Origin of the sequence: Nonomuraea sp. ZG12 (genome assembly GCF_052068115.1) — a bacterium.
GTDB lineage: Bacteria > Actinomycetota > Actinomycetes > Streptosporangiales > Streptosporangiaceae > Nonomuraea.
The window spans coordinates 398,453-419,761 of sequence record NZ_JBQHCW010000007.1; the positions used below are offsets into that span (position 1 = coordinate 398,453).

At 70.0% G+C, this 21,309-nt stretch carries 24 protein-coding genes and 3 tRNA genes; 11 read left to right on the forward strand and 16 right to left on the reverse strand.

All coding sequences use genetic code 11. The features are described from left to right. The first annotated feature begins 31 nt into the window (after nt 1-31). Both ACTMTF_RS22575 and ACTMTF_RS22580 read left to right on the forward strand, forming a co-directional pair. Nucleotides 32-265, forward strand: coding sequence for an Lrp/AsnC family transcriptional regulator (locus ACTMTF_RS22575; protein ID WP_397004955.1), 234 nt, complete (start codon nt 32-34; stop codon nt 263-265). A gap of 12 nt (nt 266-277) precedes the next feature. Continuing rightward, nucleotides 278-709, forward strand: a complete 432-nt coding sequence (locus ACTMTF_RS22580) for a DUF3515 domain-containing protein (protein WP_441112467.1) — start codon at nt 278-280, stop codon at nt 707-709. Here the strand turns inward: ACTMTF_RS22580 and ACTMTF_RS22585 are convergent. The 3 genes from ACTMTF_RS22585 to ACTMTF_RS22595 form a co-directional block, all read right to left on the reverse strand. Then, nucleotides 692-1,786 carry a D-alanine--D-alanine ligase family protein gene (locus ACTMTF_RS22585; protein ID WP_441112468.1) on the reverse strand — a complete coding sequence of 365 codons (1,095 nt, stop codon included), beginning with the start codon at nt 1,784-1,786 and terminating at the stop codon, nt 692-694. The two genes, ACTMTF_RS22580 and ACTMTF_RS22585, sit on opposite strands and share 18 nt — an antisense overlap. Before the next feature lie 70 nt (nt 1,787-1,856). Continuing rightward, nucleotides 1,857-2,867, reverse strand: a complete 1,011-nt coding sequence (locus ACTMTF_RS22590) for an NAD(P)H-dependent glycerol-3-phosphate dehydrogenase (RefSeq protein ID WP_441112469.1) — start codon at nt 2,865-2,867, stop codon at nt 1,857-1,859. Between the two features lie 4 nt (nt 2,868-2,871). Then, complete coding sequence (locus ACTMTF_RS22595; protein WP_441112470.1) at nt 2,872-3,534, reverse strand: lysophospholipid acyltransferase family protein; 663 nt, start codon at nt 3,532-3,534, stop codon at nt 2,872-2,874. A gap of 325 nt (nt 3,535-3,859) precedes the next feature. Between ACTMTF_RS22595 and cofC the strand changes: the two genes are divergently transcribed. Both cofC and ACTMTF_RS22605 read left to right on the forward strand, forming a co-directional pair. Beyond that, a complete protein-coding gene (cofC, locus tag ACTMTF_RS22600) occupies nt 3,860-4,507 on the forward strand; it encodes a 2-phospho-L-lactate guanylyltransferase (protein WP_441112471.1) in 648 nt (215 codons plus the stop codon). A 98-nt stretch (nt 4,508-4,605) separates the two neighbouring features. Further along, on the forward strand, nt 4,606-4,806 hold the full coding sequence (locus ACTMTF_RS22605) for a hypothetical protein (RefSeq protein WP_397004967.1): 201 nt from the start codon (nt 4,606-4,608) through the stop codon (nt 4,804-4,806). Between the two features lie 59 nt (nt 4,807-4,865). Here ACTMTF_RS22605 and ACTMTF_RS22610 read toward each other — a convergent pair whose 3' ends face one another. The 4 genes from ACTMTF_RS22610 to leuC form a co-directional block, all read right to left on the reverse strand. After that, the gene (locus ACTMTF_RS22610) at nt 4,866-5,165 is read right to left on the reverse strand and encodes an HU family DNA-binding protein (protein WP_441112472.1); all 300 of its coding nucleotides are present in this window, start codon (nt 5,163-5,165) and stop codon (nt 4,866-4,868) included. A gap of 99 nt (nt 5,166-5,264) precedes the next feature. Then, nucleotides 5,265-5,507: a hypothetical protein gene (locus ACTMTF_RS22615; protein WP_441112473.1), complete on the reverse strand. Its 243-nt coding sequence runs from the start codon at nt 5,505-5,507 to the stop codon at nt 5,265-5,267. Further along, nucleotides 5,486-6,073, reverse strand: coding sequence for a 3-isopropylmalate dehydratase small subunit (gene leuD / locus ACTMTF_RS22620; protein ID WP_441112474.1), 588 nt, complete (start codon nt 6,071-6,073; stop codon nt 5,486-5,488). The genes ACTMTF_RS22615 and leuD overlap by 22 nt, the downstream gene beginning before the upstream one ends. Before the next feature lie 12 nt (nt 6,074-6,085). Continuing rightward, nucleotides 6,086-7,471 carry a 3-isopropylmalate dehydratase large subunit gene (gene leuC, locus ACTMTF_RS22625; RefSeq protein WP_441112475.1) on the reverse strand — a complete coding sequence of 462 codons (1,386 nt, stop codon included), beginning with the start codon at nt 7,469-7,471 and terminating at the stop codon, nt 6,086-6,088. A gap of 107 nt (nt 7,472-7,578) precedes the next feature. Here leuC and ACTMTF_RS22630 point away from each other — a divergent pair, with 107 nt between their 5' ends. After that, entirely contained in the window at nt 7,579-8,295 is a 717-nt protein-coding gene (locus ACTMTF_RS22630; protein WP_397004975.1) for an IclR family transcriptional regulator, read from the forward strand. 58 nt (nt 8,296-8,353) lie between these two features. Beyond that, nucleotides 8,354-10,075, forward strand: coding sequence for a hypothetical protein (locus ACTMTF_RS22635; protein WP_441112476.1), 1,722 nt, complete (start codon nt 8,354-8,356; stop codon nt 10,073-10,075). Nucleotides 10,076-10,267: 192 nt separating this feature from the next. Here ACTMTF_RS22635 and ACTMTF_RS22640 read toward each other — a convergent pair. The 4 genes from ACTMTF_RS22640 to ACTMTF_RS22655 all read right to left on the reverse strand — a co-directional run bounded on the left by ACTMTF_RS22640 (nt 10,268) and on the right by ACTMTF_RS22655 (nt 11,213). Continuing rightward, nucleotides 10,268-10,340, reverse strand: a tRNA-Glu gene (locus tag ACTMTF_RS22640). Nucleotides 10,341-10,358: 18 nt separating this feature from the next. Next, a tRNA-Glu gene (locus ACTMTF_RS22645) sits at nt 10,359-10,434 on the reverse strand. 80 nt (nt 10,435-10,514) lie between these two features. Beyond that, nucleotides 10,515-11,093, reverse strand: a complete 579-nt coding sequence (locus ACTMTF_RS22650) for a hypothetical protein (RefSeq protein ID WP_441112477.1) — start codon at nt 11,091-11,093, stop codon at nt 10,515-10,517. 48 nt (nt 11,094-11,141) lie between these two features. Continuing rightward, a tRNA-Gln gene (locus tag ACTMTF_RS22655) sits at nt 11,142-11,213 on the reverse strand. Between the two features lie 156 nt (nt 11,214-11,369). Here ACTMTF_RS22655 and ACTMTF_RS22660 point away from each other — a divergent pair. After that, entirely contained in the window at nt 11,370-13,337 is a 1,968-nt protein-coding gene (locus ACTMTF_RS22660; RefSeq protein ID WP_397004981.1) for a M3 family metallopeptidase, read from the forward strand. A gap of 21 nt (nt 13,338-13,358) precedes the next feature. Here ACTMTF_RS22660 and ACTMTF_RS22665 read toward each other — a convergent pair whose 3' ends face one another. After that, nucleotides 13,359-13,904, reverse strand: coding sequence for a PadR family transcriptional regulator (locus tag ACTMTF_RS22665; RefSeq protein WP_441112478.1), 546 nt, complete (start codon nt 13,902-13,904; stop codon nt 13,359-13,361). A 57-nt stretch (nt 13,905-13,961) separates the two neighbouring features. Here ACTMTF_RS22665 and ACTMTF_RS22670 point away from each other — a divergent pair, with 57 nt between their 5' ends. Next, nucleotides 13,962-15,227, forward strand: a complete 1,266-nt coding sequence (locus ACTMTF_RS22670) for an MATE family efflux transporter (protein ID WP_441112479.1) — start codon at nt 13,962-13,964, stop codon at nt 15,225-15,227. On the opposite strand, the gene gltX is transcribed toward ACTMTF_RS22670, so the two are convergent. Together gltX and ACTMTF_RS22680 are read right to left on the reverse strand one after the other, a co-directional pair. Next, on the reverse strand, nt 15,121-16,494 hold the full coding sequence (gene gltX, locus ACTMTF_RS22675) for a glutamate--tRNA ligase (RefSeq protein WP_441112480.1): 1,374 nt from the start codon (nt 16,492-16,494) through the stop codon (nt 15,121-15,123). The two genes, ACTMTF_RS22670 and gltX, sit on opposite strands and share 107 nt — an antisense overlap. Then, nucleotides 16,487-17,263: a fumarylacetoacetate hydrolase family protein gene (locus ACTMTF_RS22680; RefSeq protein ID WP_397004989.1), complete on the reverse strand. Its 777-nt coding sequence runs from the start codon at nt 17,261-17,263 to the stop codon at nt 16,487-16,489. The genes gltX and ACTMTF_RS22680 overlap by 8 nt, the downstream gene beginning before the upstream one ends. A gap of 95 nt (nt 17,264-17,358) precedes the next feature. Here ACTMTF_RS22680 and ACTMTF_RS22685 point away from each other — a divergent pair, with 95 nt between their 5' ends. Further along, nucleotides 17,359-17,721, forward strand: coding sequence for an antibiotic biosynthesis monooxygenase family protein (locus tag ACTMTF_RS22685; protein ID WP_441112481.1), 363 nt, complete (start codon nt 17,359-17,361; stop codon nt 17,719-17,721). On the opposite strand, the gene ACTMTF_RS22690 is transcribed toward ACTMTF_RS22685, so the two are convergent. Continuing rightward, on the reverse strand, nt 17,722-18,318 hold the full coding sequence (locus ACTMTF_RS22690; protein ID WP_441112482.1) for an HD domain-containing protein: 597 nt from the start codon (nt 18,316-18,318) through the stop codon (nt 17,722-17,724). A gap of 137 nt (nt 18,319-18,455) precedes the next feature. Between ACTMTF_RS22690 and ACTMTF_RS22695 the strand changes: the two genes are divergently transcribed. Both ACTMTF_RS22695 and ACTMTF_RS22700 read left to right on the forward strand, forming a co-directional pair. Next, nucleotides 18,456-20,111 carry a heparinase II/III family protein gene (locus tag ACTMTF_RS22695; protein WP_441112483.1) on the forward strand — a complete coding sequence of 552 codons (1,656 nt, stop codon included), beginning with the start codon at nt 18,456-18,458 and terminating at the stop codon, nt 20,109-20,111. A 145-nt stretch (nt 20,112-20,256) separates the two neighbouring features. Then, on the forward strand, nt 20,257-20,688 hold the full coding sequence (locus ACTMTF_RS22700) for a DoxX family protein (RefSeq protein ID WP_397004997.1): 432 nt from the start codon (nt 20,257-20,259) through the stop codon (nt 20,686-20,688). 6 nt (nt 20,689-20,694) lie between these two features. Here ACTMTF_RS22700 and ACTMTF_RS22705 read toward each other — a convergent pair. Then, nucleotides 20,695-21,309: alpha-isopropylmalate synthase regulatory domain-containing protein (locus tag ACTMTF_RS22705; protein WP_441112484.1), on the reverse strand; the 615-nt coding region annotated here is incomplete at its 5' end.

Consider the following 21,309-nt stretch of genomic DNA (forward strand, 5'->3'; position numbering starts at 1 on the left):
TCGGCGTGATCCAATCGCCCGGGAGGACGTAATGGTGCAGGCCTACATCCTTATTCAGACCGAGGTCGGCAAGGCCGCGGCCGTGGCGCGCGAGATCTCCGGGATCTCCGGCGTGACGCAGGCCGAGGACGTGACGGGGCCCTACGACGTGATCGTCCGCGCCGAGGCCAACAACGTCGATGAGCTGGGTAAACTCGTCGTCGCCCAGATTCAGGCCGTCGAGGGGATCACGCGGACCCTCACGTGTCCGATCGTTCATATTTAAGGTAGATCTTTCGTGCGTGCGGCCAGCCTCCTGCTCGTCCTGTTCGTGCTCGCCGGGTGCGGGAGCGCCATCCAGGTCGAGCCGCCGGTGCCCGAGGGCGAGGCGGCGGCCGCCTGTCAGCGCCTGGCCGGGCTGCTGCCCGCGACGCTCGACGGCGACGACCGGGCCGAGTCCGCCCCTCAGTCGCCGTACGTCGCGGTGTGGGGTGCGGGGACCCTCGCGCTGCGCTGCGGAGTCCCCCGGCCGCCCAGGATGGAGCCGACGGCCCAGCTGCAGGAGATCAACGGGGTGGGCTGGTTCGCCGATCCTGAGAAGCCCACCCTCTTCACCGCCGTCGCCGCCCCGGTCTACGTGGAGGTCACCGTCGGTGGCTCGCACCAGGCCGCCGACGTGCTCGCCGACCTGTCGGGCCCGATCGGCCAGGTCTCACCGCAGACCCGGTGACCGTGCCAGCGCGAGCTGGATGAGCCGGTCGACCAGGGCCGGGTACGACAGTCCTGAGGCGGCCCAGAGCTGCGGCGCCACCGACAGCGAGGTGAAGCCGGGCATGGTGTTGATCTCGTTGAGCACCAGCCTGCCGTCAGGCGTGTAGAAGAAGTCGACCCGCGACAGCCCCTCGCACTCCAGCGCCTCGAACGCGCGCACCGCCATCGCCCGCAGCTCCTCGGCGACCTCGGCGGGGATGTCCGCGGGCACGGTCAGCGACATCTGGTCGGGGTAGTACTTGGCCTCGAAGTCGAAGAACTCCTGCCCGCCCTCCACCCGCACCTCGCCCGGGACGGACGCGGCCGGCGGATCGTCGCCGAGGGATTCGAGCACGGCGCACTCGATCTCGCGCCCGGTCATCGCCTCCTCGATCAGCACCTTGGGGTCGTGCTGCCGGGCGAACTCCACGGCCCGCTCCAGCCCGGCCCTGTCGTGCGCCTTGGAGATGCCCTGCGAGGAGCCCGCCCTGGCCGGCTTGACGAACACCGGCCAGCCGAGCTCCTCGGCCTCCTTCAGCACCCGGTCGCGGTCGAGCCGCCAGTCGCGGTCACGGACCACCACGTGGCGCCCGATCGGCAGCCCCGCGCCGGCCAGGACGGTCTTCATGTAGCCCTTGTCCATGCCGACGGCGCTGGCCAGCACGCCGGAGCCGACATAACGGACCCCGGCCAGCTCCAGCAGGCCCTGAATCGTGCCGTCCTCGGCGAACGGCCCGTGCATGACCGGGAAGACCACGTCCACCGAGCCGAGCTCCACAGGGATGCTTCCAGGGTCGTAGGCCACCAACGGGCCGCCGCCGGTGGGCAGCGCGAGCGCCGCGCCGGAGGGATCGACGACGGGCAGCTCCCCGGACTCGATCGCGAACCGCTGGCCGGACGCGGCGAGCACCCACCTGCCGTCCTGGGCGATCCCGATGGGGATCACCTCGTACTTGCTCCTGTCGATCGCATCCAGCACGCTGCCCGCACCCATCAGAGACACGGCATGCTCGGAATTGCGACCCCCGAAAACGACGGCGACGCGTGGCTTGCTCATGACGTCCGAATCTACCGGCGTGCCCCCGTTACAGCGAGTCAAGCACGCGGGAAGCTCGCGAATCGGCTCGTCAGATGCCATAGCGCTCGGGCTTGGGCGACCGCGACATCAGCAGCATCCCCGCCTCCGTCGGCGACATGCCGTCGTGCACGACCCCCACCACGACCTCCGTGATCGGCATCTCCACGCCGTGCTTCCTGGCCAGCTCCAGCACCGATTCGCAGGACTTGACGCCCTCGGCCGTCTGCCTGGTGGCGGCGATCACCTGCTCCAGCGTCATCCCCCGGCCGAGGTTCTCGCCGAAGGTGCGGTTGCGGGAGAGCGGCGAGGTGCAGGTGGCCACCAGGTCACCCATGCCCGCCAGGCCGGCGAAGGTGTGCGGATCGGCGCCGAGCGCCGCGCCGAGGCGGGAGATCTCCGCCAGCCCCCTGGTCATGAGCATGGCGCCGACGTTGTCGCCCATGCCCATGCCGTGCGCCACGCCCACGGCCAGCGCGATCACGTTCTTCACCGCGCCGCCCAGCTCGACGCCGACCACGTCGGTGTTGGTGTAGGGACGGAACCACGGCGGCAGGTGGCAGGCCTCCTGCAGCCGCGCGGCGACACCCTCGTCGGTGCAGGCCACCACCGAGGCGGCGGGCTGGCGCTGGGCGATCTCCTTGGCCAGGTTGGGCCCGGACACGACCGCCACCCGCTCCTGCGGCACCCCGGCGACCTCGCGGATCACCTCGCTCATCCGCTTGGTGGTGCCGAGCTCGATGCCCTTCATCAGGCTGACCAGGATGGCCTCGCGCGGGATGTGCTCGCGCCAGGCGGTGAGGTTGGCCCGCAGGGTCTGGGAGGGGACGGCGAGCACCACGAGCTCCGCCCCGTCGAGCGCCTCGGCCACGTCGGTGGTCGCGCGCAGCGAGGTGGGCAGCGAGATGCCGGGCAGGTAGTCGGTGTTCATGTGGGTGCGGTCGATCGACTCGACCACTTCCCGGCGGCGCCCGTACAGGATGGTCTTGTTGCCCGCCTCGGCGAGGATCATCGCGTAGGTGGTGCCCCACGAGCCGGTGCCGAAGACTGCGGCCTTGGTCATCGTGTCACCGCTCTGTGGGGTCGTAGGGAGATTCGGGAGCCTTCTCGCCGCGCAGCTCGGCGAGCTGCGCGGTGATCGCCGCCATGATGTCGGCGGTGGCCGCGCGCAGCACGTCGGCGTGCGGGGCGCGTCCCGCGTACTTCGACAGGTCGACCGGTGGGCCGACCATGACGCGGAAGGTCTTGCGGGGCAGCGGTCTGGGCCATGTGTCTCCGTAGGGCAGCAGGTCCTGCGCGCCCCAGTGGGCCACCGGGATCACCTGAACACCGCTCTCCAGCGCCAGCCGGGCGGCGCCGGTCTTGCCCACCATCGGCCACAGCCGGGGGTCCCGGGTGCAGGTGCCCTCAGGGTAGAACAGGATCGCGCCGCCGTCGCGGAGGCGCTGGGCCGACTCCCGCAGCGATCTGGCCGCCTCGTCGCTGCCCCGGTCGACCGGGATGGCGCACAGCTCACGGACGGCGTGGCCCAGGAAAGGTACCTTGAACAGGCTGGACTTGGCCAGGATGACCGGCCAGCGACCGTGGTTGTAGAGGAAGTGCGCGAGCAGCACCGGGTCGGCCCAGGACAGGTGGTTGGTCGCGATGATGACGCCTCCGGTGCGCGGCATGCGGTCGCCACGCCGCCAGTCCTTCTTGACCAGGAGCCAGGAGAGCGGTTTCACGATCACGACAGCCAGTGTTTCCCAGAAACGCGACGGTCGCGTGCGACTCATGGTCTCCTCCAACGGCTACGGTATGCGGCTAAGTCTCCCGGTTGGCCGCCAGAGATGTCGAGGCGAAGGGAGGCGCGGGCACGGTGCCGCCCCCATCGACATCCTCCTCCTTCCCGGCAGGCGCCTCGGGCAGCGGGGATGCGCCGGGGGGCGGGCGGTGTTCGGAGGAGGGGCGGTGTTCGGAGGAGGGGGACCGCCCGCCGGCCGCCGGCACCCTGTCGCGGACCGTCCTGCCCGGACGTCCGGGCAGGACGGGGTATTCACGCTCAAGGGAGAATCGATGAGCAACCGCTGGTCCCTGGTCATCCCGGTGAAGACGCTGGTCGCCGCGAAGACCAGGCTGGCCGCCGCCACGGGGCCGCACCGTACCCGGCTGGCCGTCGCGGTCGCCTGCGACACCGTCACCGCGGCGCTGGCCTGCCCGCCGGTCGCGCGGGTGATCGTGGTGACGGCCGACCCCGCCGCCGCGGGCCCGCTCCGCGCGCTGGGCGCCGACGTGGTCAGCGACCCCGACCGCGGCCTGAACACCGCGCTGCGCACCGGGGCCGCGCACGCCGTGCGGCTGGCGCCCGGTGACGCGGTGGGCGCGCTGCAGGCCGACCTGCCCGCGCTGCGCCCGGCGGAGCTCGCCGCCGCCCTGACGGCGGCGGGCGAGTTCGACCAGTCGTTCGTGCCCGACGCGCTGGACATCGGCACGACTTTCTACGGCGTACGGCCCGGCCTGCCGTTCGAACCCCGGTTCGGTGGCGAGTCGCGGGCCAAGCACCTGGGGGGCGGGGCCAAGGAGTTGCGCCTCGACGGCATCGACTCGCTCAGGCGCGACGTGGACACCCCCGACGACCTGCGCGCCGCCGTGGCACTCGGGCTGGGCCGGCACACGGCGGCGGTCGTCGCCGAGCTCTGGCCCGCGGGCCCGCCCTCCCACTGACCCGCCGCCCCGCTCCGCAGGCGCGCTCGTGTGGCCGCGTGCCCGCGTGCCGGCCCGTGGGCTGGTTCGCCCGCGCGCTCCCCCGTAGGCTGGTTCGCGTGCAGGCGACAGTGCGTAGTTTCGACGAGACGACCCGTTCGGGCTCGGTCTTCCTCGACGACGGGACCGTCCTGGTCTTTCCCGCGCACGCCTTCGACGCGGGCCCGCTGCGGCTGCTGCGCACCGGGCAGCGCGTCAACCTCGCGCTGACGGACGGCGAGATCACCTATGTCACGCTGTCCACTTTCCCGCTGCCATGAAGCCGGCATGAAAAAGCCCGGGCTCCAGAATCGGAGCCCGGGCTTTCGCCGTCCGGTGGCTACTTCTTCTTGGCGACCTTCTTGCCGCCCGCGTTCACCAGCTCTTTGAAATCCGAGCCGGGGCGGAATTTCGGCGCCCAGCTCTCCTGGACTTTGATCTCCGCGCCGGTCGACGGGTTTCTCGCCGTCCGCGCCGGCTTGTGCACCATCTCGAAGGCGCCGAAGCCGGTGATCGAGACCTTGTCCCCGTTCGCCACTGCCTTCTGGACGGCGTCAATGATCGCGTTCACGGCCTCGGTCGCCGTTTTCCTGTCGCCCACCCGATCTGCGATGGCGTCGACCAGTTCCCGCTTGTTCATGAATGTTCTGCTCCCCCAGTTACGGCGCGGGGTTCCAGCTCACGAGTCCGACGTAGAAACCCCTTACGGGCTCGAAAGTAGGCGGGATCGCGGGGGAACTCAATCACCGTGGGTGTTTAACCCCTCGCGTGGCGTGTCGGAAGGGCCGTCTTCCAGGGAGGCCAGAAAGGTTTCGAGGCGGGCCGCGGCCCTTTTCGGGTCCCGTTTGGCCTGATCGCAGATGGACAGGTAGCGGCGGGCCAGCCGCTCCTTGTCGTGGGCGGGCAGCATGCGGACGCGGCGGTGCGCTTCGCGCAACCGCCGCGCCAGCTCATCGTCTTCTAGACGGTCGTCGGCAGCCATGGCTGCCGACCATTCTCGTACGCCGCCACATCGTCGGCGTGACGCAGGGTCAGTCCGATGTCGTCGAGACCCTCCATCAGCCGCCAGCGGGTGTAGTCGTCGATCTCGAAACCGACGGCCTCGCCGGCCCAGCGGACCTGACGTGCGTCCAGGTCGACGGTCACCTGGAGACCCGGGTCCGCCTCGATCGCGCCTTGCAGGGCCTCGACCTTGTCGCCCGGCAGGACGACCGGCAGCAGGCCCATCTTGGTGGAGTTGTTACGGAAGATGTCGCCGAACCTGGCGGCGATCACGACGCGGAAGCCGTACTGCTGCAGCGCCCACACCGCGTGCTCGCGCGAGGAGCCGGTGCCGAAGTCGGGACCCGAGACCAGGATCGAGGCGCCGTCGTAGGCGGAGTCGTTCAGCACGAACGCCGGGTCCTCGCGCCAGGCGGCGAACAGGCCCCGCTCGAACCCGGTGCGGCTGACCTGCTTGAGCCAGACGGCCGGGATGATCTGGTCGGTGTCGACATTGCTGCGGCGCAGCGGCACCGCCGTGCCCGTGTGGGTGGTGAAAGCGTCCATCGGAAGGTTCTCCTAGAGGTCGGCTGGGGCGGTCAGGCGGCCGGTGACGGCGGTCGCGGCGGCGACCTGCGGCGAGACCAGGTGGGTACGACCACCCTTGCCCTGGCGGCCCTCGAAGTTGCGGTTGGAGGTGGAGGCGCTGCGCTCGCCCGGCTGGAGCGTGTCGGGGTTCATGCCCAGGCACATGGAGCACCCGGCCTCCCGCCACTCCGCGCCCGCGGCCTTGAACACCTCGTGCAGGCCCTCCTTCTCGGCCTCCAGCTTGACCAGCATCGAACCGGGGACGACCAGCGTGCGGGTCTTCACCTGGCGGCCGCGCAGGATCTCGGCGGCGGCGCGCAGGTCCTCGATGCGGCCGTTGGTGCACGAGCCCATGAAGACCGTGTCGACCTCGATCTCCCTGAGCGGGGTGCCGGCGGTCAGGCCCATGTACTCCAGCGCCCGCTGCGCCGAGGACTTCGCGGTCGGGTCGGTGAAGCTGTCCGGGTCGGGCACGGACTCGGTGAGCGGCAGGCCCTGGCCGGGGTTCGTGCCCCAGGTGACGTACGGCGCCAGCGTCGTGGCGTCGATCTCGACGACCTTGTCGAACACGGCGTCGTCGTCGGTCCTGAGCGTCTCCCAGTAGGCGACGGCCTGGTCCCACGCCTCGCCGGACGGCGCGTGCGGGCGGCCCTTGAGGTAGGCGAACGTGGTCTCGTCGGGGGCGATCATGCCCGCCCGCGCGCCCGCCTCGATGGACATGTTGCACACCGTCATGCGGCCCTCCATGGAGAGCTTGCGCACGGCCTCACCGCGGTATTCGACGATGTAGCCCTGCCCGCCGCCGGTGCCGATCTTGGCGATGATGGCCAGGATCAGGTCCTTGGCCGTGACACCGGCGGGCAGCTCGCCGGAGACCTCGATGGCCATGGTCTTGGGCCGGTAGGCCGGCAGCGTCTGGGTGGCCAGGACGTGCTCGACCTCGGACGTGCCGATGCCGAACGCGATGCCGCCGAACGCGCCGTGGGTGGAGGTGTGGGAGTCGCCGCAGACGATCGTCATGCCCGGCTGGGTCAGGCCGAACTGCGGGCCGATGATGTGCACCACGCCCTGGCCGGCGTCGCCCATCGGGTGCAGCCGGAGGCCGAACTCGGCGGCGTTCTTGCGCAGCGTCTCGACCTGGGTCTTGGACACCGGGTCGGCGATGGGGCCGCGCACGGTCGGGACGTTGTGGTCTTCGGTGGCGATCGTGAGGTCGGGCCTTCGCACGGTCCGGCCGGCGAGACGGAGTCCGTCGAACGCCTGCGGGCTGGTCACCTCGTGAATGAGGTGCAGGTCGATGTAGAGCAGGTCGGGCTCGCCGTCGGCACGGCGTACGACATGCTGCTCCCAGACCTTCTCGGCCAGTGTGCGGCCCATGATCTCCTCCTGCTCGTTGCGATGCTCCGCGTCGCGGCTCGGTCGCTCGGCCCCGCGGAAGATCCTCCGACTTGCCTTCTCATATGTCGAGACTGCAGTATCGGTGTATGGACAACTCTAGCGGAGTCGGCGTACTGGACAAGGCCGTTCTGGTACTCAACGCCCTCGAAGCCGGACCGGCCTCCTTGGCGCAGCTCGTTCAGGCGACCGGCCTGGCCCGCCCGACGGCCCACAGACTCGCCGTCGCGCTGGAACACCACCGCATCGTTACCCGTGACACCCAGGGTAGGTTCGTGCTCGGCCCGCGGCTGTCGGAGTTGTCCACCGCCGCCGGCGAGGACCGGCTGCTCGCCGTCGCCGCGCCCGTGCTCATGCAGCTGCGCGACCTCACCGGCGAAAGCGCGCAACTTTACCGTCGGCAGGGCGACGAGCGGGTCTGCGTGGCCGCCGCCGAGCGCTCCAGCGGCCTGCGTGACACCGTGCCGGTCGGCTCGGCGCTGCCCATGACGGCCGGCTCGGCCGCCCAGATCCTGCTGGCCTGGGAGGAGCCCGACCGGCTGCACCGCGGCCTGCGGGGGGCCAAGTTCACCGCCGCGACGCTCGCGTCCGTGCGGCGCAGGGGCTGGGCGCACAGTGTGGGAGAGCGCGAGCAGGGCGTGGCCAGCGTGTCGGCGCCGATACGGGGCACCGGCGGCAAGGTGATCGCGGCCGTCTCCGTCTCCGGGCCCATCGAGCGGCTGACGCGGGCCCCCGGAAGACTGCACGCGGTGCCCGTCATGGCGGCGGCCGAGCGGATCACCGAAGCCATGCGGCGCACCTCATGATCGGCCAAAGCCCGTATTCGGGGAGCCGAGTGCCTCGCGGGAGCACTAGCCTGAGTGCGTGACAGATCGCATCGAGGTAGCCGCCACTGAGCTGCGACCCCTGCTCGAAGAGTTCATCTTGTGGGCACGCACCAACGCGCCCGACAGCGACCCCGAGCTCGTGGGGCCCGCCGCACTCTGGCACCGTCTCGCCTTCTCGCAGGATCTCGGCACGTGGAAGCGCGCCGACCTGCGTAACCTCATGCTCGACCGGATGCCGAAGGTCGTCGAGGACCCCGACACAGCGGCCGACGGGATGCTTCCCGCCATCGACGCGTACCTCACATTCCTCTCCATGACCGGCAGGCTCACCGAGGGCTCCGACTCCCTCACCGAGCTGCAGGCCGAGCTCGACGACGTCGAGGACGACTTCGTCGAGCTCATGGAGGATCTCATCGAGGACGCCGAGGGCGACGACGACGATGACGACGAGGCCGGTGATCTGGGCGACTTCGAGCCGTTCGCCGACGAGCTGGCGGACCTGGCCACCGTCAGGTTGCGCCCCGACTCCGAGCTCGCCGCCGCCGCGCGCGCGGTGCCGCTGATCGCCAAGGCGCGCGACCTGGCCCTGTGGGTCGGCTCGGGCCGCCGGGTCGGCGAGGACACGCTGCTGTCCGACGCCGAGGTGGAGGAGGCGCTGGCCACCGTCGGGCTGCCCAGGCCGGAGACCGACGGCTCCCTGGCCGAGGCCGTCCCCCAGCTGTGGAATCTGTGGAACCTCGCCGTGGACCTGGAGTTCCTGGAGCCGGGCGAGGGCAACACCGTGGCCGTGCAGGACGACACCTCGGAGTGGCCGTTCGACGACGACGAGGACGTGCTCGACGCCTGGATGCTCGGCCTGCACTCGGTCGACTACGGCGACCCCGAGCTGCCCGACGAGGACCTGACCATGGCCCTGGCCGGGCTGACCCGGGCCCTGCTGGTCAGGCTGCTGCTCGCGGGCGGCAGCCGTGATCTCGGCGAGCTGCGGCAGGAGCTGGCCGAGGCCGCCGCCGAGTTCGACGAGCTGGGGGCCGACGCCTGGCAGGCGGCGGGCGACCCGCTCGCCTCCGTGCTCGACTGGCTGGCCGGCTACGGCATGACCGAGGTCGCGGGCGACACGGTCAGCCTCACGCCGCTCGGCACCGAGGGCGTCGTCCACCTGGTCGACGACTCCGACATCGAGCTCGACGCGCGGCCCGCGATCGAGTCGATGAGCGCGCACGAGCTGCTGGTGCTCAGCGCCGAGCTGCCCGAGGAGGAGGCGGACGCGGAGTTCGCCGCCTGGATGCGGCTGCGCGAGCCCAGCAGGGCCGCGGAGGAGCTCTTGGAGGCCGCGGCCAAGGACGAGAGCGACGCGCTCATCCGGGTGCAGGCGGCCAGTGTCGTCGGCACGCTGGGCGAGGACGCGATCCCCGCCTGGCAGGAGGCGCTCAAGGAGTCCTCGCTGCGCCCCTACGCGGCCACGCACCTGAGCCAGCTGCAGGTGCCGGACGCCCCCGAGCCGACCCCGGACGACACCCACTGGCTCATCCTGGACATGTGGACGATCTCAGCCGGGCTGGGCCGGGCCGAGTTCGTGGGCAGTCTGCGCGACATCGGGCCGGATCTGCTCAACAACCTGCTCGAAGTGGTGTGGAAGATCCCGCACGCGCACGTCGAGGAGCTGCTGGACCTGATCTCCCAGGTGCACCCGGACAAGCAGATCGCCAAGGCGGCCCGCAGGGCGCTGTTCAAGGCCCGCTCCGCCACCACCCCGTAGCCGTCGTCTCCCTCGCCGCCGGCGCGCTTCCTCCTGGGAGGAAGCGCGCCGGGGCGGAGGCGTTCGCTACGTGGGAAACGCGGGCTGAGATCCGCCGGGACACGCGGGCTGGATGCGCCCGGACATGTGGGCCGAATGCGCTCGGAGATGCGAAAAAGACCCGATCGGTGATCGGGTCTTCCGGTGCTGATGTAGTCCCGACCGGATTCGAACCGGCGCTACCGCCTTGAGAGGGCGGCGTCCTGGGCCACTAGACGACGGGACCTTCGCGAGCTGGTGACAGTGGTAGTCCCGACCGGATTCGAACCGGCGCTACCGCCTTGAGAGGGCGGCGTCCTGGGCCACTAGACGACGGGACCCTGTCTCCAAGCGAGCTTGCCGGGTCTCCCCGGCAACGGGTGTAACTCTACCGCACCCGAAGGAGCACTCAAAACCGTTATCAGGCCAGCAGATCGGGCCTGTGGCGACGTACCCAGTCTCCCATCGGCCCGCGCTCCCACAGCGGATCCACAGCGCCCAAGGGGATACCCAGCCACTGGAGGCCGGTGTCCGGGTCCACCGGAACCCGGGCCAGGTGGTCGCGCATCCAGCCGGGCATGCGCGCCGGCACCTCGCGCTCGCCCCAGCCGACGAGGCCGACGCTCTTCATGGCGCCGGCGCGCACCCGGACGCCGCCGGGGCGGCCGATGGTGCGTGGGCTGGCCATCCGGCTCTCCACCACGTCGACACGGCGGACGTCCGGCCAATCGAGGCGCAGGACGAAACCGTAGGTGTCGGCCATCTCCACGCCTCGCGGCGAGAACCGTACGACGGTGCCCGCGACCATCCGCCTGTGCTTGACCACCAGCACGCCGACGAGCACCGCCGTGCCGGCCGCGCCGACCAGGAGACCCCAGGCGGCGTCGGCGGTGAGGATGCTGCCGAGCAGCAGGCACACGGGGAAGAAGAGCAGCAGGGGAAGAAGGAAGGGGGCTGCGAACGGGAGGAAGGATCCCCGCCTGATCCGGAACTCATCCATAAAAACAAGAAACGGACGCTTCCTGAAGGAAGCATCCGCTGCACATTGCTGGGGTACCAGGACTCGAACCTAGACTAACTGAACCAGAATCAGTCGTGCTGCCAATTACACCATACCCCACCGCCTGCGACAGCCCCTGAAGGCGGCGCTTGGCGACGTCCGAAAGAATAGCCCAGCTAGGGGTGTAAGACCAAAACGAATTCCCGACCGCACGCGGCAGCGGCTCCCCCGTGCCAAGCTGATAGGGACAAACCACCACGTGGAGGAGCCCCAACGTTGGCCGAGAACCCCTTCTTCGCCCCCAGCAGCCTGCCCTACCAGCTGCCGCCCTTCGAGGAGATCCGCGAGGAGCACTATCTGCCCGCCTTCGCGCGCGGGATGGCGGAGCAGTTGGCCGAGGTGGAGGCCGTGGCGGCCGGCGAGGAGCCGCCCACGTTCGACAACACCGTCGCCGCGCTGGAGCGCTCAGGCCGGGTCCTGGGCCGGGTGGCCACGGTGTTCTACAGCTACGCGGCGTCCAACACCTCCGACGCGCTCATGGAGATCGAGAAGCGGATCTCGCCGGAGCTGTCCAAGCACAGCGACGCGATCCGGCTCAACCGCGCGCTGTGGGCCCGCCTCAAGCAGGTGACGACGGACGACCCCGAGCAGGCGTGGCTGCTGGAGAAGTACCGCGAGGACTTCGTCAGAGCCGGCGCCGACCTGTCGGAGTCCGAGCAGGACCGGCTGCGCGCCCTGAACGAGGAGCTGTCCAAGCTCTCCACCGAGTTCTCCCAGAACCTGCTCAGGGCCTCCACCGAGTCGGCCCTGGTGGTGACGGACGTCAAGGAGCTCGACGGGCTGGACGAGGCCACGATCAGGTCGCTGGAGAAGGACGGCCGCCACGTACTGCCGCTGCTCAACTTCACCAACCAGCCGGCCCTCGCCCAGCTGACCGACCGCGAGGTACGCCGCAGGCTCTACACGCTGAGCGTCGAGCGGGCGCCGCAGAACGGCGAGCTCGCGATCAGGATGGCCACCCTGCGCGCCGAGCGGGCCGCGCTGCTGGGCTTCCCCAGCCACGCCGCGTACGTGGTCGCCGACCAGACGGCCAAGACCGTGGAGGCCGTCGAGGAGATGCTCGGCCAGCTCGTCGACCCGGCCGTGCGCAACGCCCGCGAGGAGGCCGAGGCGCTGGCCGAGCAGGCCGGGTTCGCGATCGAGCCGTGGGACTGGTCCTTCTACTCCGAGAAGGTGCGCAAGGCCCGCTACGACTTCGACGCCGACGCCATGCGGCCCTACCTGGAGCTGGGCCGCGTCTACCGTGACGGCGTGTTCAAGGCGGCGACCCTGCTCTACGGCGTGACCTTCACCGAGCGGCCGGACCTGTCCGGCTACCACGAGGACGTCGAGGTCTTCGAGGTCTTCAACGAGGACGGCAGCGCGCTCGGCCTGTTCCTGCTCGACCCGTACGCCCGGCCCGGCAAGCGGGGCGGCGCCTGGATGAACAACCTGGTCGACCAGTCGTTCCTGTTCGGCGAGAAGCCCGTGGTGATGAACAACCTCAACATCACCAAGCCCGCCGAGGGTCCGACGCTGCTGTCGTACGACGAGGTCAACACCGCCTTCCACGAGTTCGGGCACGCCCTGCACGGACTGTTCTCCGAGGTGCGCTTCCCGCGCGTGTCGGGCACCAGCGTGCCGCGCGACTTCGTCGAGTACCCCTCTCAGGTCAACGAGATGTGGGCGACGTGGCCGGAGATCCTGTCGAGCTACGCCAGGCACCACGAGACGGGCGAGCCGATGCCCGCGGAGCTGGTGGACAAGCTCAAGGCGGCCGACAACTTCAACCAGGGCTTCAAGACCGTCGAATACCTGGCCGCCACGCTGCTCGACTGGGCCTGGCACAAGCTGGGCGCGGGTGAGAGCGTGCCGGACGCCGAGGCGTTCGAGGCCGCGGCCCTTGAGGCGGCGCGTATCGCCCTCCCGCAGGTCAGGCCGCGCTACCGGACCAACTACTTCGCGCACATCTTCTTCGGCGGCTACAGCGCCGGCTACTACTCCTACATCTGGAGCGAGGTGCTCGACGCGGAGAGCGTGGAGTGGTTCAAGGAGAACGGCGGGCTCACGCGGGCCAACGGCGACCACTTCCGCCGTGAGCTGCTGTCGAGGGGCGGCAGCGTGGACGCGCTGACGTCCTTCCGCAACTTCCGCGGCCGCGAGCCGAGCATCCGCCCGCTCCTGGAGCGCCGCGGCCTCGTCTAGCCACAGGCGACGCTCCCTGGATCAGCCCGCCACGGCCAGCTCATCGATGCGCTGCCGAAGCCACTCCTGCTCGGCTCTGCTGGCCGCGCGGGCGATCTGGAGCATCCCGCGCCGGTACGGGTCGGGCTCGTCCCGAATCCTGACCGGCTTGTCTCCCTCGTAGAAGAAGCTCGCCGGCGCCTCCAGGAACGCGAGCCTGCGCCGGAGCACCTCCGCCTGTTCCTGCTCCCCGGGCAGTGCCGACAGGAACGCCAGCAGGGCGAAGAACCTGCTCTGGTCGCTGATGTCCAGATCGCTGGGTTCGCGTAGCCGCCTGAGCAGTTGCCGCCTGCCCTCGGGGGTGATGGTGAGCACCTGCCTGCGGGCCGCGTGTGTCCCGGCCTCCTCGTGTCGCTCCACCAGGCCTTTCGCCTCCAGTCTGGTGATGGCCGGGTAGAGGGCGCCGTCGCTGACGGGCCGCAGATGTCCGGTCAGGGCCGCGAGCCGGGCCTTGAGCTCGTAGCCGTGCATCGGGCGCTCGTTGAGGAATCCCAGGATGGTGAGGGTCAGGTCACCGCCACTTGCCATGGCATGCATCGTACCGCTATACCTCGATTCGAGTTACTACGAATCGAGGTATCGAGCATGCTCCGACTGGCGATGCCGATCTATGTGGAACTGCTGACCGCCGTCGTGGCGGTCGGCCTGATCGATCTGCTGTGGGTGTCCCCGCTGGGCGAGGGCGCCATCGCGGCGGTGACCGTGGCGACCACGGCCGAATACCTGGCCTACGGCCTCTTCCTGGCCGTCCCCACAGGCATCACCGTGCTGATCGGGCGCCGCGACGGCCGCGCGCCGCTCGCCCCCGTGATCAGGACCGGCTGGCTGCTGTGGGCCGCGTTCGCCGTGGCGATCACCGTGCCGGGCGTCCTGCTCCGCGAGCCGCTGGCGGCGCTGTTCACCGACGACGCGGGGCTGACGGCGTCCTATCTCCTGATCTCGCTCGGCGGCCTGCCGGTGTACTTCGCGCAGACGATCGTGGACGGCACACTCAAAGGCCGGGGCGACACGAGGCGGCCGATGCGGCACGCGCTGATCTGCAACGCTCTGGTGATCGTCCTTGATCCGCTGCTCATCTACGGGCTCGGCCTGGGCGTGCGAGGAGCCGCACTGGCCACCGTGCTCGCCCGCGCCCTCACCCTCGCTCTGGCCTTACGTGCGCTCGCCCGTCCGGCGCCTCAGGAGAGGGCGCGCGGGCTCATGGTGGGTGAGGTCCTGAAGACCGGGCTGCCCATGTCCGGAGATTTCCTGGCTCGTGCCGTGGTGGGCATGGTGCTGGTGGACCTCGTGGCGTCCTTCGGCACGGCCGCACTCGCCGGCTACGGCATCGGGCAGAAGGTCATGCTCGCCGGGGTCATGCTCTTCTACGCCCTCCGCCAGGCCGCCCTGATCCGCACCGCGCGCTCGGAGCCCACAGGCTCGCCCCTGCGGCTCGGCCTGCTCACGGGAGCGGCGGTGGCCCTCGCGCTCAACGCCGTGGCCGTCCCCGTCGCGAGCCTGTTCACCGGCGATCCGTCGGCCACGGTGAGCTTCCTGCGCTGGATGACGCTCTATCTCATCCCCTTCGGCGCCCTGATCGCCGTCGGCGGGGTGCTCCAGGCAAGCGGAAGGGGCAGCCGCCTGCTGGCCGCCACCGTGGCGGGCCTCGCCGTACAGCTGCCCCTCGCCTATGTCCTGAGCGCGTGGCTCGGAGTCACCGGAGTGTGGCTGTCGATGGCCGCGGGCGCGGCCATCGGCCTCGTGCTCAGCCTCGCAGGCGGGCCAGGGCCGCGCGGATGCGGTCCTTGGTCCGCTCGCGGCCGAGCACGTCGATCGACTCGAACAGCGGCAGGCCCACGGTGCGGCCGGTGACCGCCACGCGGACGGGCGCCTGGGCCTTGCCCAGCTTGAGCCCGTGAGCCGTGCCGACCTCCTCCAGCGCCGCCTTGAGCGAGTCGGGGTCCCAGCTCAGCGTGTCGAGCCGGGACAGATAGCCGGTGAGGATCTCCTCCGGGGAGTTCTTCATCGCCTTGTCCCAGGACGCCTGGTCGAAGACCGGCTCGTCCAGGAAGAGGAAGTCGACGTTCTGCCGGATCTCCGACAGGACCGTCAGGCGGGTCTGCGCCAGGACGGCGACCTTGCTGAACAGCTCGCGGTCCCAGTCGGCGTCGAGGTAGGGCCGGCAGCGCTCCTCGAACGTCTCGATGGGCAGGGCCCGGATGTACTCGCCGTTGAAGGCGCGCAGCTTCTTGTCGTCGAAGAAGGCGCTGGAGGAGTTGACGTCCTCCAGCTTGAACAGCGGCACCATCTCCGACCACGGCATGATCTCGCGGTCGTCGCCGGGGCCCCAGCCGAGCAGCATGAGGTAGTTGACCATGGCCTCGGCGAGGTAGCCCTCGGCGCGGTAGTCCTCCAGCGCGACCTTGTCCCGCCGCTTGGACAGCTTCTTGCGCTGCTCGTTGACGATCACGGGCAGGTGCGCCCAGACCGGCGGGGTCGCGCCCAGCGCGGGCCACAGCAACTGCTGCTTGGCGGCGTTGCCGAGGTGCTCCTCGCCGCGGATCACGTGGGTGATGTTCTGGGTGATGTCGTCGACCGCGTTGGCCAGCACGTAGAGGGGCGAGCCGTCGGTGCGGGCGATGACGAAGTCCTCCTGCGCGTCGTTGGGGAACTCCACCCGGCCCCGGATGACGTCGTCGACGACGGTCACGCCGTCGTCGGGGGTGCGGAAGCGCGTCGCGCCCGCCGTCAGCCCCCGCTCACGGCAGTGGCCGTCGTAGCCCTTGTGCTCGGAGCCGGTGCGCGCGACGAGCAGCTCGCGGGTGCAGTCGCAGTGGTACGCCCTGCCGTCGGCCAGCAGCTTGGCCACGGCCTCGCGGTGCTGCGGCTCGTAGGCCGACTGGAAGTAGGGGCCCTCGAAGACCGGGTTGGTGCCGTTGATGCCGATCCAGTCGAGGGCCGAGATGATGCCCTCGATCCACTCCGGGCGGTTGCGGGTCGCGTCGGTGTCCTCGACGCGCAGCACGAACCGGCCGCCGGACTGCTCGGCCAGGGCCCAGTTGAACAGCGCGGTGCGGGCGCCGCCGACGTGGAACATGCCGGTCGGGGAGGGGGCGAAGCGCACCCGGAGATCAGTCACGGGAGACCACCTTGTTAGTCAGAGTGCCGATGCCCTCGATCCCGACGCTGACCTCGTCGCCGATCTCCAGCGGGCCGACGCCGGCCGGCGTGCCGGTCAGGATCACGTCGCCGGGGATCAGCGTCATGACCGCGCTGACGTAGGCGACGAGGGCGGGAATGTCGTGGATGAGCTGGCTGGTGCGGCCGGTCTGCCGCATCTCGCCGTTGACCGTGGTGGTGAGCGCCAGGTCGGCCGGGTCGAGGTCGGTCTGGATCCACGGCCCGAGCGGGCAGAAGGTGTCGAACCCCTTGGCCCGGGTGAACTGCACGTCCTTCTTCTGCAGGTCGCGGGCGGTGACGTCGTTGGCACAGGTGTAGCCGAAGATGACGTCCTTGACCCGCTCGGCGGGGACCTCGCGGCAGAGCCTGCCGATGACCACGGCCAGCTCGCCCTCGAAGTCGACCCGGTCGGACAGCGTGGTCGGGTAGGCGATCGACTCACCGTGGCCGATCACGGAGGTGGACGGCTTCATGAAGATGAGCGGCTCGTCGGGCACCTCGTTGCCCATCTCTCGGGCGTGCTCGGCGTAGTTTCTGCCGATGGCGATCACCTTGCTGGGCAGCATCGGGGCGAGCAGCTTGACCTGGGACAGCGGGACCCGCTCTCCGGTGAACTGCACCTGGCCGAACGGGTGGCCGGTGATCGCGGAGATGAACTCCTCGCCGGGACCGCCCTCGACCACGCCGAACGTGACGCCTTCGCCTGTGGAGAACCTCGCTATACGCACCTGACAAGGCTATCGCCGACGTCGGCGGGGTCCGCCCACGTACGGCGCCCGCCTCGTGATTTGCTTGACGGGCTACGACTCAAGGAGGTTCTTCCGTGTCATCGGTCGTGAAGATCAACGTGCTGACGGTGCCCGCCGAGATGCGCGCCCAGTTGGAGGAGCGCTTCTCCAACCGGGCCGGCATGGTGGAGTCGGCCGACGGGTTCGAGTGGTTCGAGCTGCTGCGGCCGGTGGAGGGCACCGACCGCTATCTCGTCTACACCCGCTGGCGCAGCGAGGAGGACTTCCAGACCTGGCAGCAGGGCCAGGCGTTCCAGCGTGGGCACGCCCAGGCCGCTGCGGGCCAGGGACAGGGCCAGGGCCAGGGCCAGGGGCACGGCCATGGGCAGGGCCCGGCCGCCTCCGGCTCCGAGGTGTGGTCGTTCGAGGTGGTGCAGAGCGCGGCGCCGAAGTCCTGACTAGCCGTCCAGCGGGTTGTTCGCCATGCGCTCGGCGATCCCGCCGCGGACGAACCCGCCGGCCAGGCTCGACGGCTTGCGCGTGCCCTGGTCGGCGACGCAGGCGGCGAACTCCTTGACCAGGTCCAGGCGCGGGTGGCGGCGCAGGACGTCGTCGCGCAGCCCGGCGGGGATGTCCTCGGTGCGCCGCCCGGAGATGTCCATGCCGGTCGACAGCTCCAGCAGGTGCCCCTCGGGGTCCTCCTCCACCGGCACCACGTCCCACATATGGCGGATGATCACCTCCGCGGCGCGGACCCGGCGCTCGACCGGCCAGCCCGCGCCGGCGCAGAACGCCCAGGCGACGTGCCCGCCCGCCTCTTCGAAGGGCACCGTGTGGCTGTCGAACTCCGCCGTCAGGCCGATATCGTGCAGCATGGAGGACACGTACAGCAGCTCCGCGTCGAAGGCGATGCCGCGCTCCTGGGCGTAGGCCGCGGCCCAGACGTAGGCCCGGATGGAGTGGTTGAGTAGCGACGCGGAGTGATACCGGGTGGCCACTTCGCGTGCGGCTCCGCAGACCGGCGTGTCGGGGAAGATGACGTCGTCGTACCTCATGAGGGACAGCATCTCCGACCCGGATGGGGTGGGCGAGCCCGGGGGTCGTAACGATCCGGTGCCCGACTTGACCTTGGGATAGGGATTCGGCCAGCATGTGCCAATTCCCCACCTTTTCGGCCCGGAAGGAACCTGGCGTGCGCCGCCTCGCGATCCCCCTTGCCCTGACGCTCCTCCTCAGCGGGACGGCGATCCCCGCTCAGGCCCAGGGCAGTGTGTCGGCGCCGATCAAGCAGCCGGCCAAGCGCACCACGCAGTGCCAGGGCGACTGGCTGCCCGGCACCCCCACGGCCGACGACGTGATGCGCGGCGAGATCTCCCTGGTGGGCCTGCCCTCGTACAAGCTCGGCAAGAAGATCGACTGGGCCGCGAGCCCGCACCGCAACCGCTCCTGGGAGTACGTCTTCCAGTCGCTGCGCTGGATGGGCACGCTCGTCGTCGAATACGAGAACAGCGGCGAGCAGCGCTATCTGGAGCGGGCCAGGGAGATCACCAAGGACTGGGTGACGCACAACAAGCGCGGCGCGCGCGGCACCAAGGCCTACGTCTGGAAGGACCACCCGGTCTCGCTGCGGAGCCAGGCGCTGGTGTGCCTGAGCATGCACGTCAAGGACGACTGGCTCAAGCAGAGCCTCGCCGACCACGCCAAGCTGCTGTCGGACGCCAGGCTCTACAAGAAGGGCCACAACCACGGCATCGACCAGGACATCGCGCTCATGGCCATCGGCTGCCGCTATGGCCGTAAGGACTGGTCGGGGCTGGCCTCCAAGCGGCTGACCGGCACGGTCAAGCTGGACGTCGACTCTCAGGGCGCGCTCATGGAGCAGGCGCCGCGCTACGCGGTCTACGTCTACGGCCGGCTGCAGGTCGCGATGGCCAACATGCGCTCCTGCGGACGCAAGGTGCCGGGCGAGATCAGCAAGCGCGCCGACGCGCTCAAGGACTTCATCGCCCACTCCACCCAGCCCAACGGCTACATGGTGCCCCTCGGCGACGGCAGCGCGGAGACCGAGCCCAAGATGGAGACCGGCACGCCGAAGCAGAAGGTCAAGGCGTACAAGGCGGGCTACGTCTACGGGCGGACCGCCTGGGGCAAGCCGGAGTCGGCCTACTACTCCATCCGCTTCGGCCCCGGCATGAAGTACCACGGGCACGAGGACCACCTGGGCGTCACGTACTACGCGCACGGCCGCGACATCCTGGTCGACGCCGGGTTCCACTCCTACGAGAAGACCGCCTACCGTTACTGGACGCTCTCCCCCGAGGCGCACAACGTGCCCACCGTCGTGGGTGAGCGGTTCAGGCCGCGCACGTCGAGCAAGCTCGTCAAGACGAAGTACGGCTCCGGCAGCCAGGCGTTCCGGCTGACCGACAAGGCCTATGGCGTCACCCGCACCAGGTCCGTGCTGGTGCATCACGACGAGGACGTGATGGCGGTGCTCGACACCGCCTCGGGCGGCAAGAAGATCAAGAACCTGTGGCGGTTCGACGACGCGCTCAAGCTGGTGTCCAACCGGGCCGGCCGGGTCGTGCTCCGCGACGGCAAGTTCGACGTCACGCTGGTGCAGCTGGCCTCCTGCAAGCCGGTGGGCGGGCAGAAGGTGCAGCGCGGCGGCAAGCAGGGATGGATGTCGCCGACCTATCTGTCCAAGCAGCCCACCAACGTGGTGGTCTCCCCCGCCGCCAGGTCGTTGCTCACGATCATCGTCCCGGGCGCCGACTCGCCCAAGGTGTCCTGCTCCGGCGGAAAGGTCACCGTCAACGGCGTGAGCTTCCCGGCCGGCCTCCTCTGAAATTTAGCTACCGGTATTTTCATCGGTAAACACCCACGTCAGACTCATTATTCGCATTACTGAATTCAATGGTCATTGACGGTGGCCGGAAAAGGCCCGCACCCTTGGCCTCATCTTCATTCCCCACGGAAAAAGGTGAGGCCCCATGCGCCATCTTGACCGGATCGGGCAGCCGGTGCTCGCGCTGTTCCGCGTCGTGACCGGGTTTCTGTTCGCGCTGCACGGCGTGACGTCCCTGTTCGGCGTGCTGGGCGGCAACAGGGGCACCGGGCAGGCCATCGAGTTCGCCGCCTGGCCGGGCTGGTGGGCCGCGCTCATCCAGCTCGTGTGCGGCCTGCTCGTGCTGAGCGGCCTGTTCACCAGGGCTGCGGCCATACTGTCCTCCGGCACGATGGCGTACGCGTACTTCGTCGTGCACCAGCCCGTCCACCTGCTCCCGCTGCGCAACGGCGGCGAGCTGGCCGCGATGTACTGCTGGGCCTTCCTGCTGATCGCCGTCCTCGGACCCGGCGCCTGGGCGGTCGACAGCCTGCTCGGCCGCCGTCGCTCCCAGCTCGCGCCGGATCCCGTCGGTTAGGGGCCGCTAGGACGGCTCGTGACCGGCCCTGAGCAGGCCGTACGTGACCGCCTGCTCAAGCGCCTGCCACGAGGCGTCGATGATGTTCTCGGCGACGCCGACCGTGGCCCACTCGGTCGTGTCGTCGCTGGAGGTGATGAGCACCCGGGTGATGGCGCCGGTGCCGTGGGTGCCCTCCAGGATGCGGACCTTGTAGTCGACGAGCTCCACCCTGGCCAGCTCCGGGTAGAGCCGCTCCAGCGCCAGCCGCACCGCCTTGTCCAGGGCGTTGACCGGGCCGTTGCCCTCGCCGGTGGCGACGATCCGCTCGCCCTTGGCGTGCAGCTTGACCGTGGCCTCGCTGACGAGCTCGCCGCCCTTGGTGTGCTCGACGATCACCCGCCACGACTCGACCTCGAAGTGCCGCCTGCGCTCGCCGTGGACGGTGTCACGCAGCAGCAGCTCGAACGAGGCGTCCGCGGCCTCGAACGTGAACCCCTTGGACTCCAGGTCCTTGACCCGCGCGACCAGCGCCTTGGTGTTGGCGGCATCGAGCTCGTAGCCCAGCTCGCGGCCCTTGAGCTCGACCGACGCGCGGCCGGCCATGTCGGAGACCAGCATCCGCATGTCGTTGCCGACGGC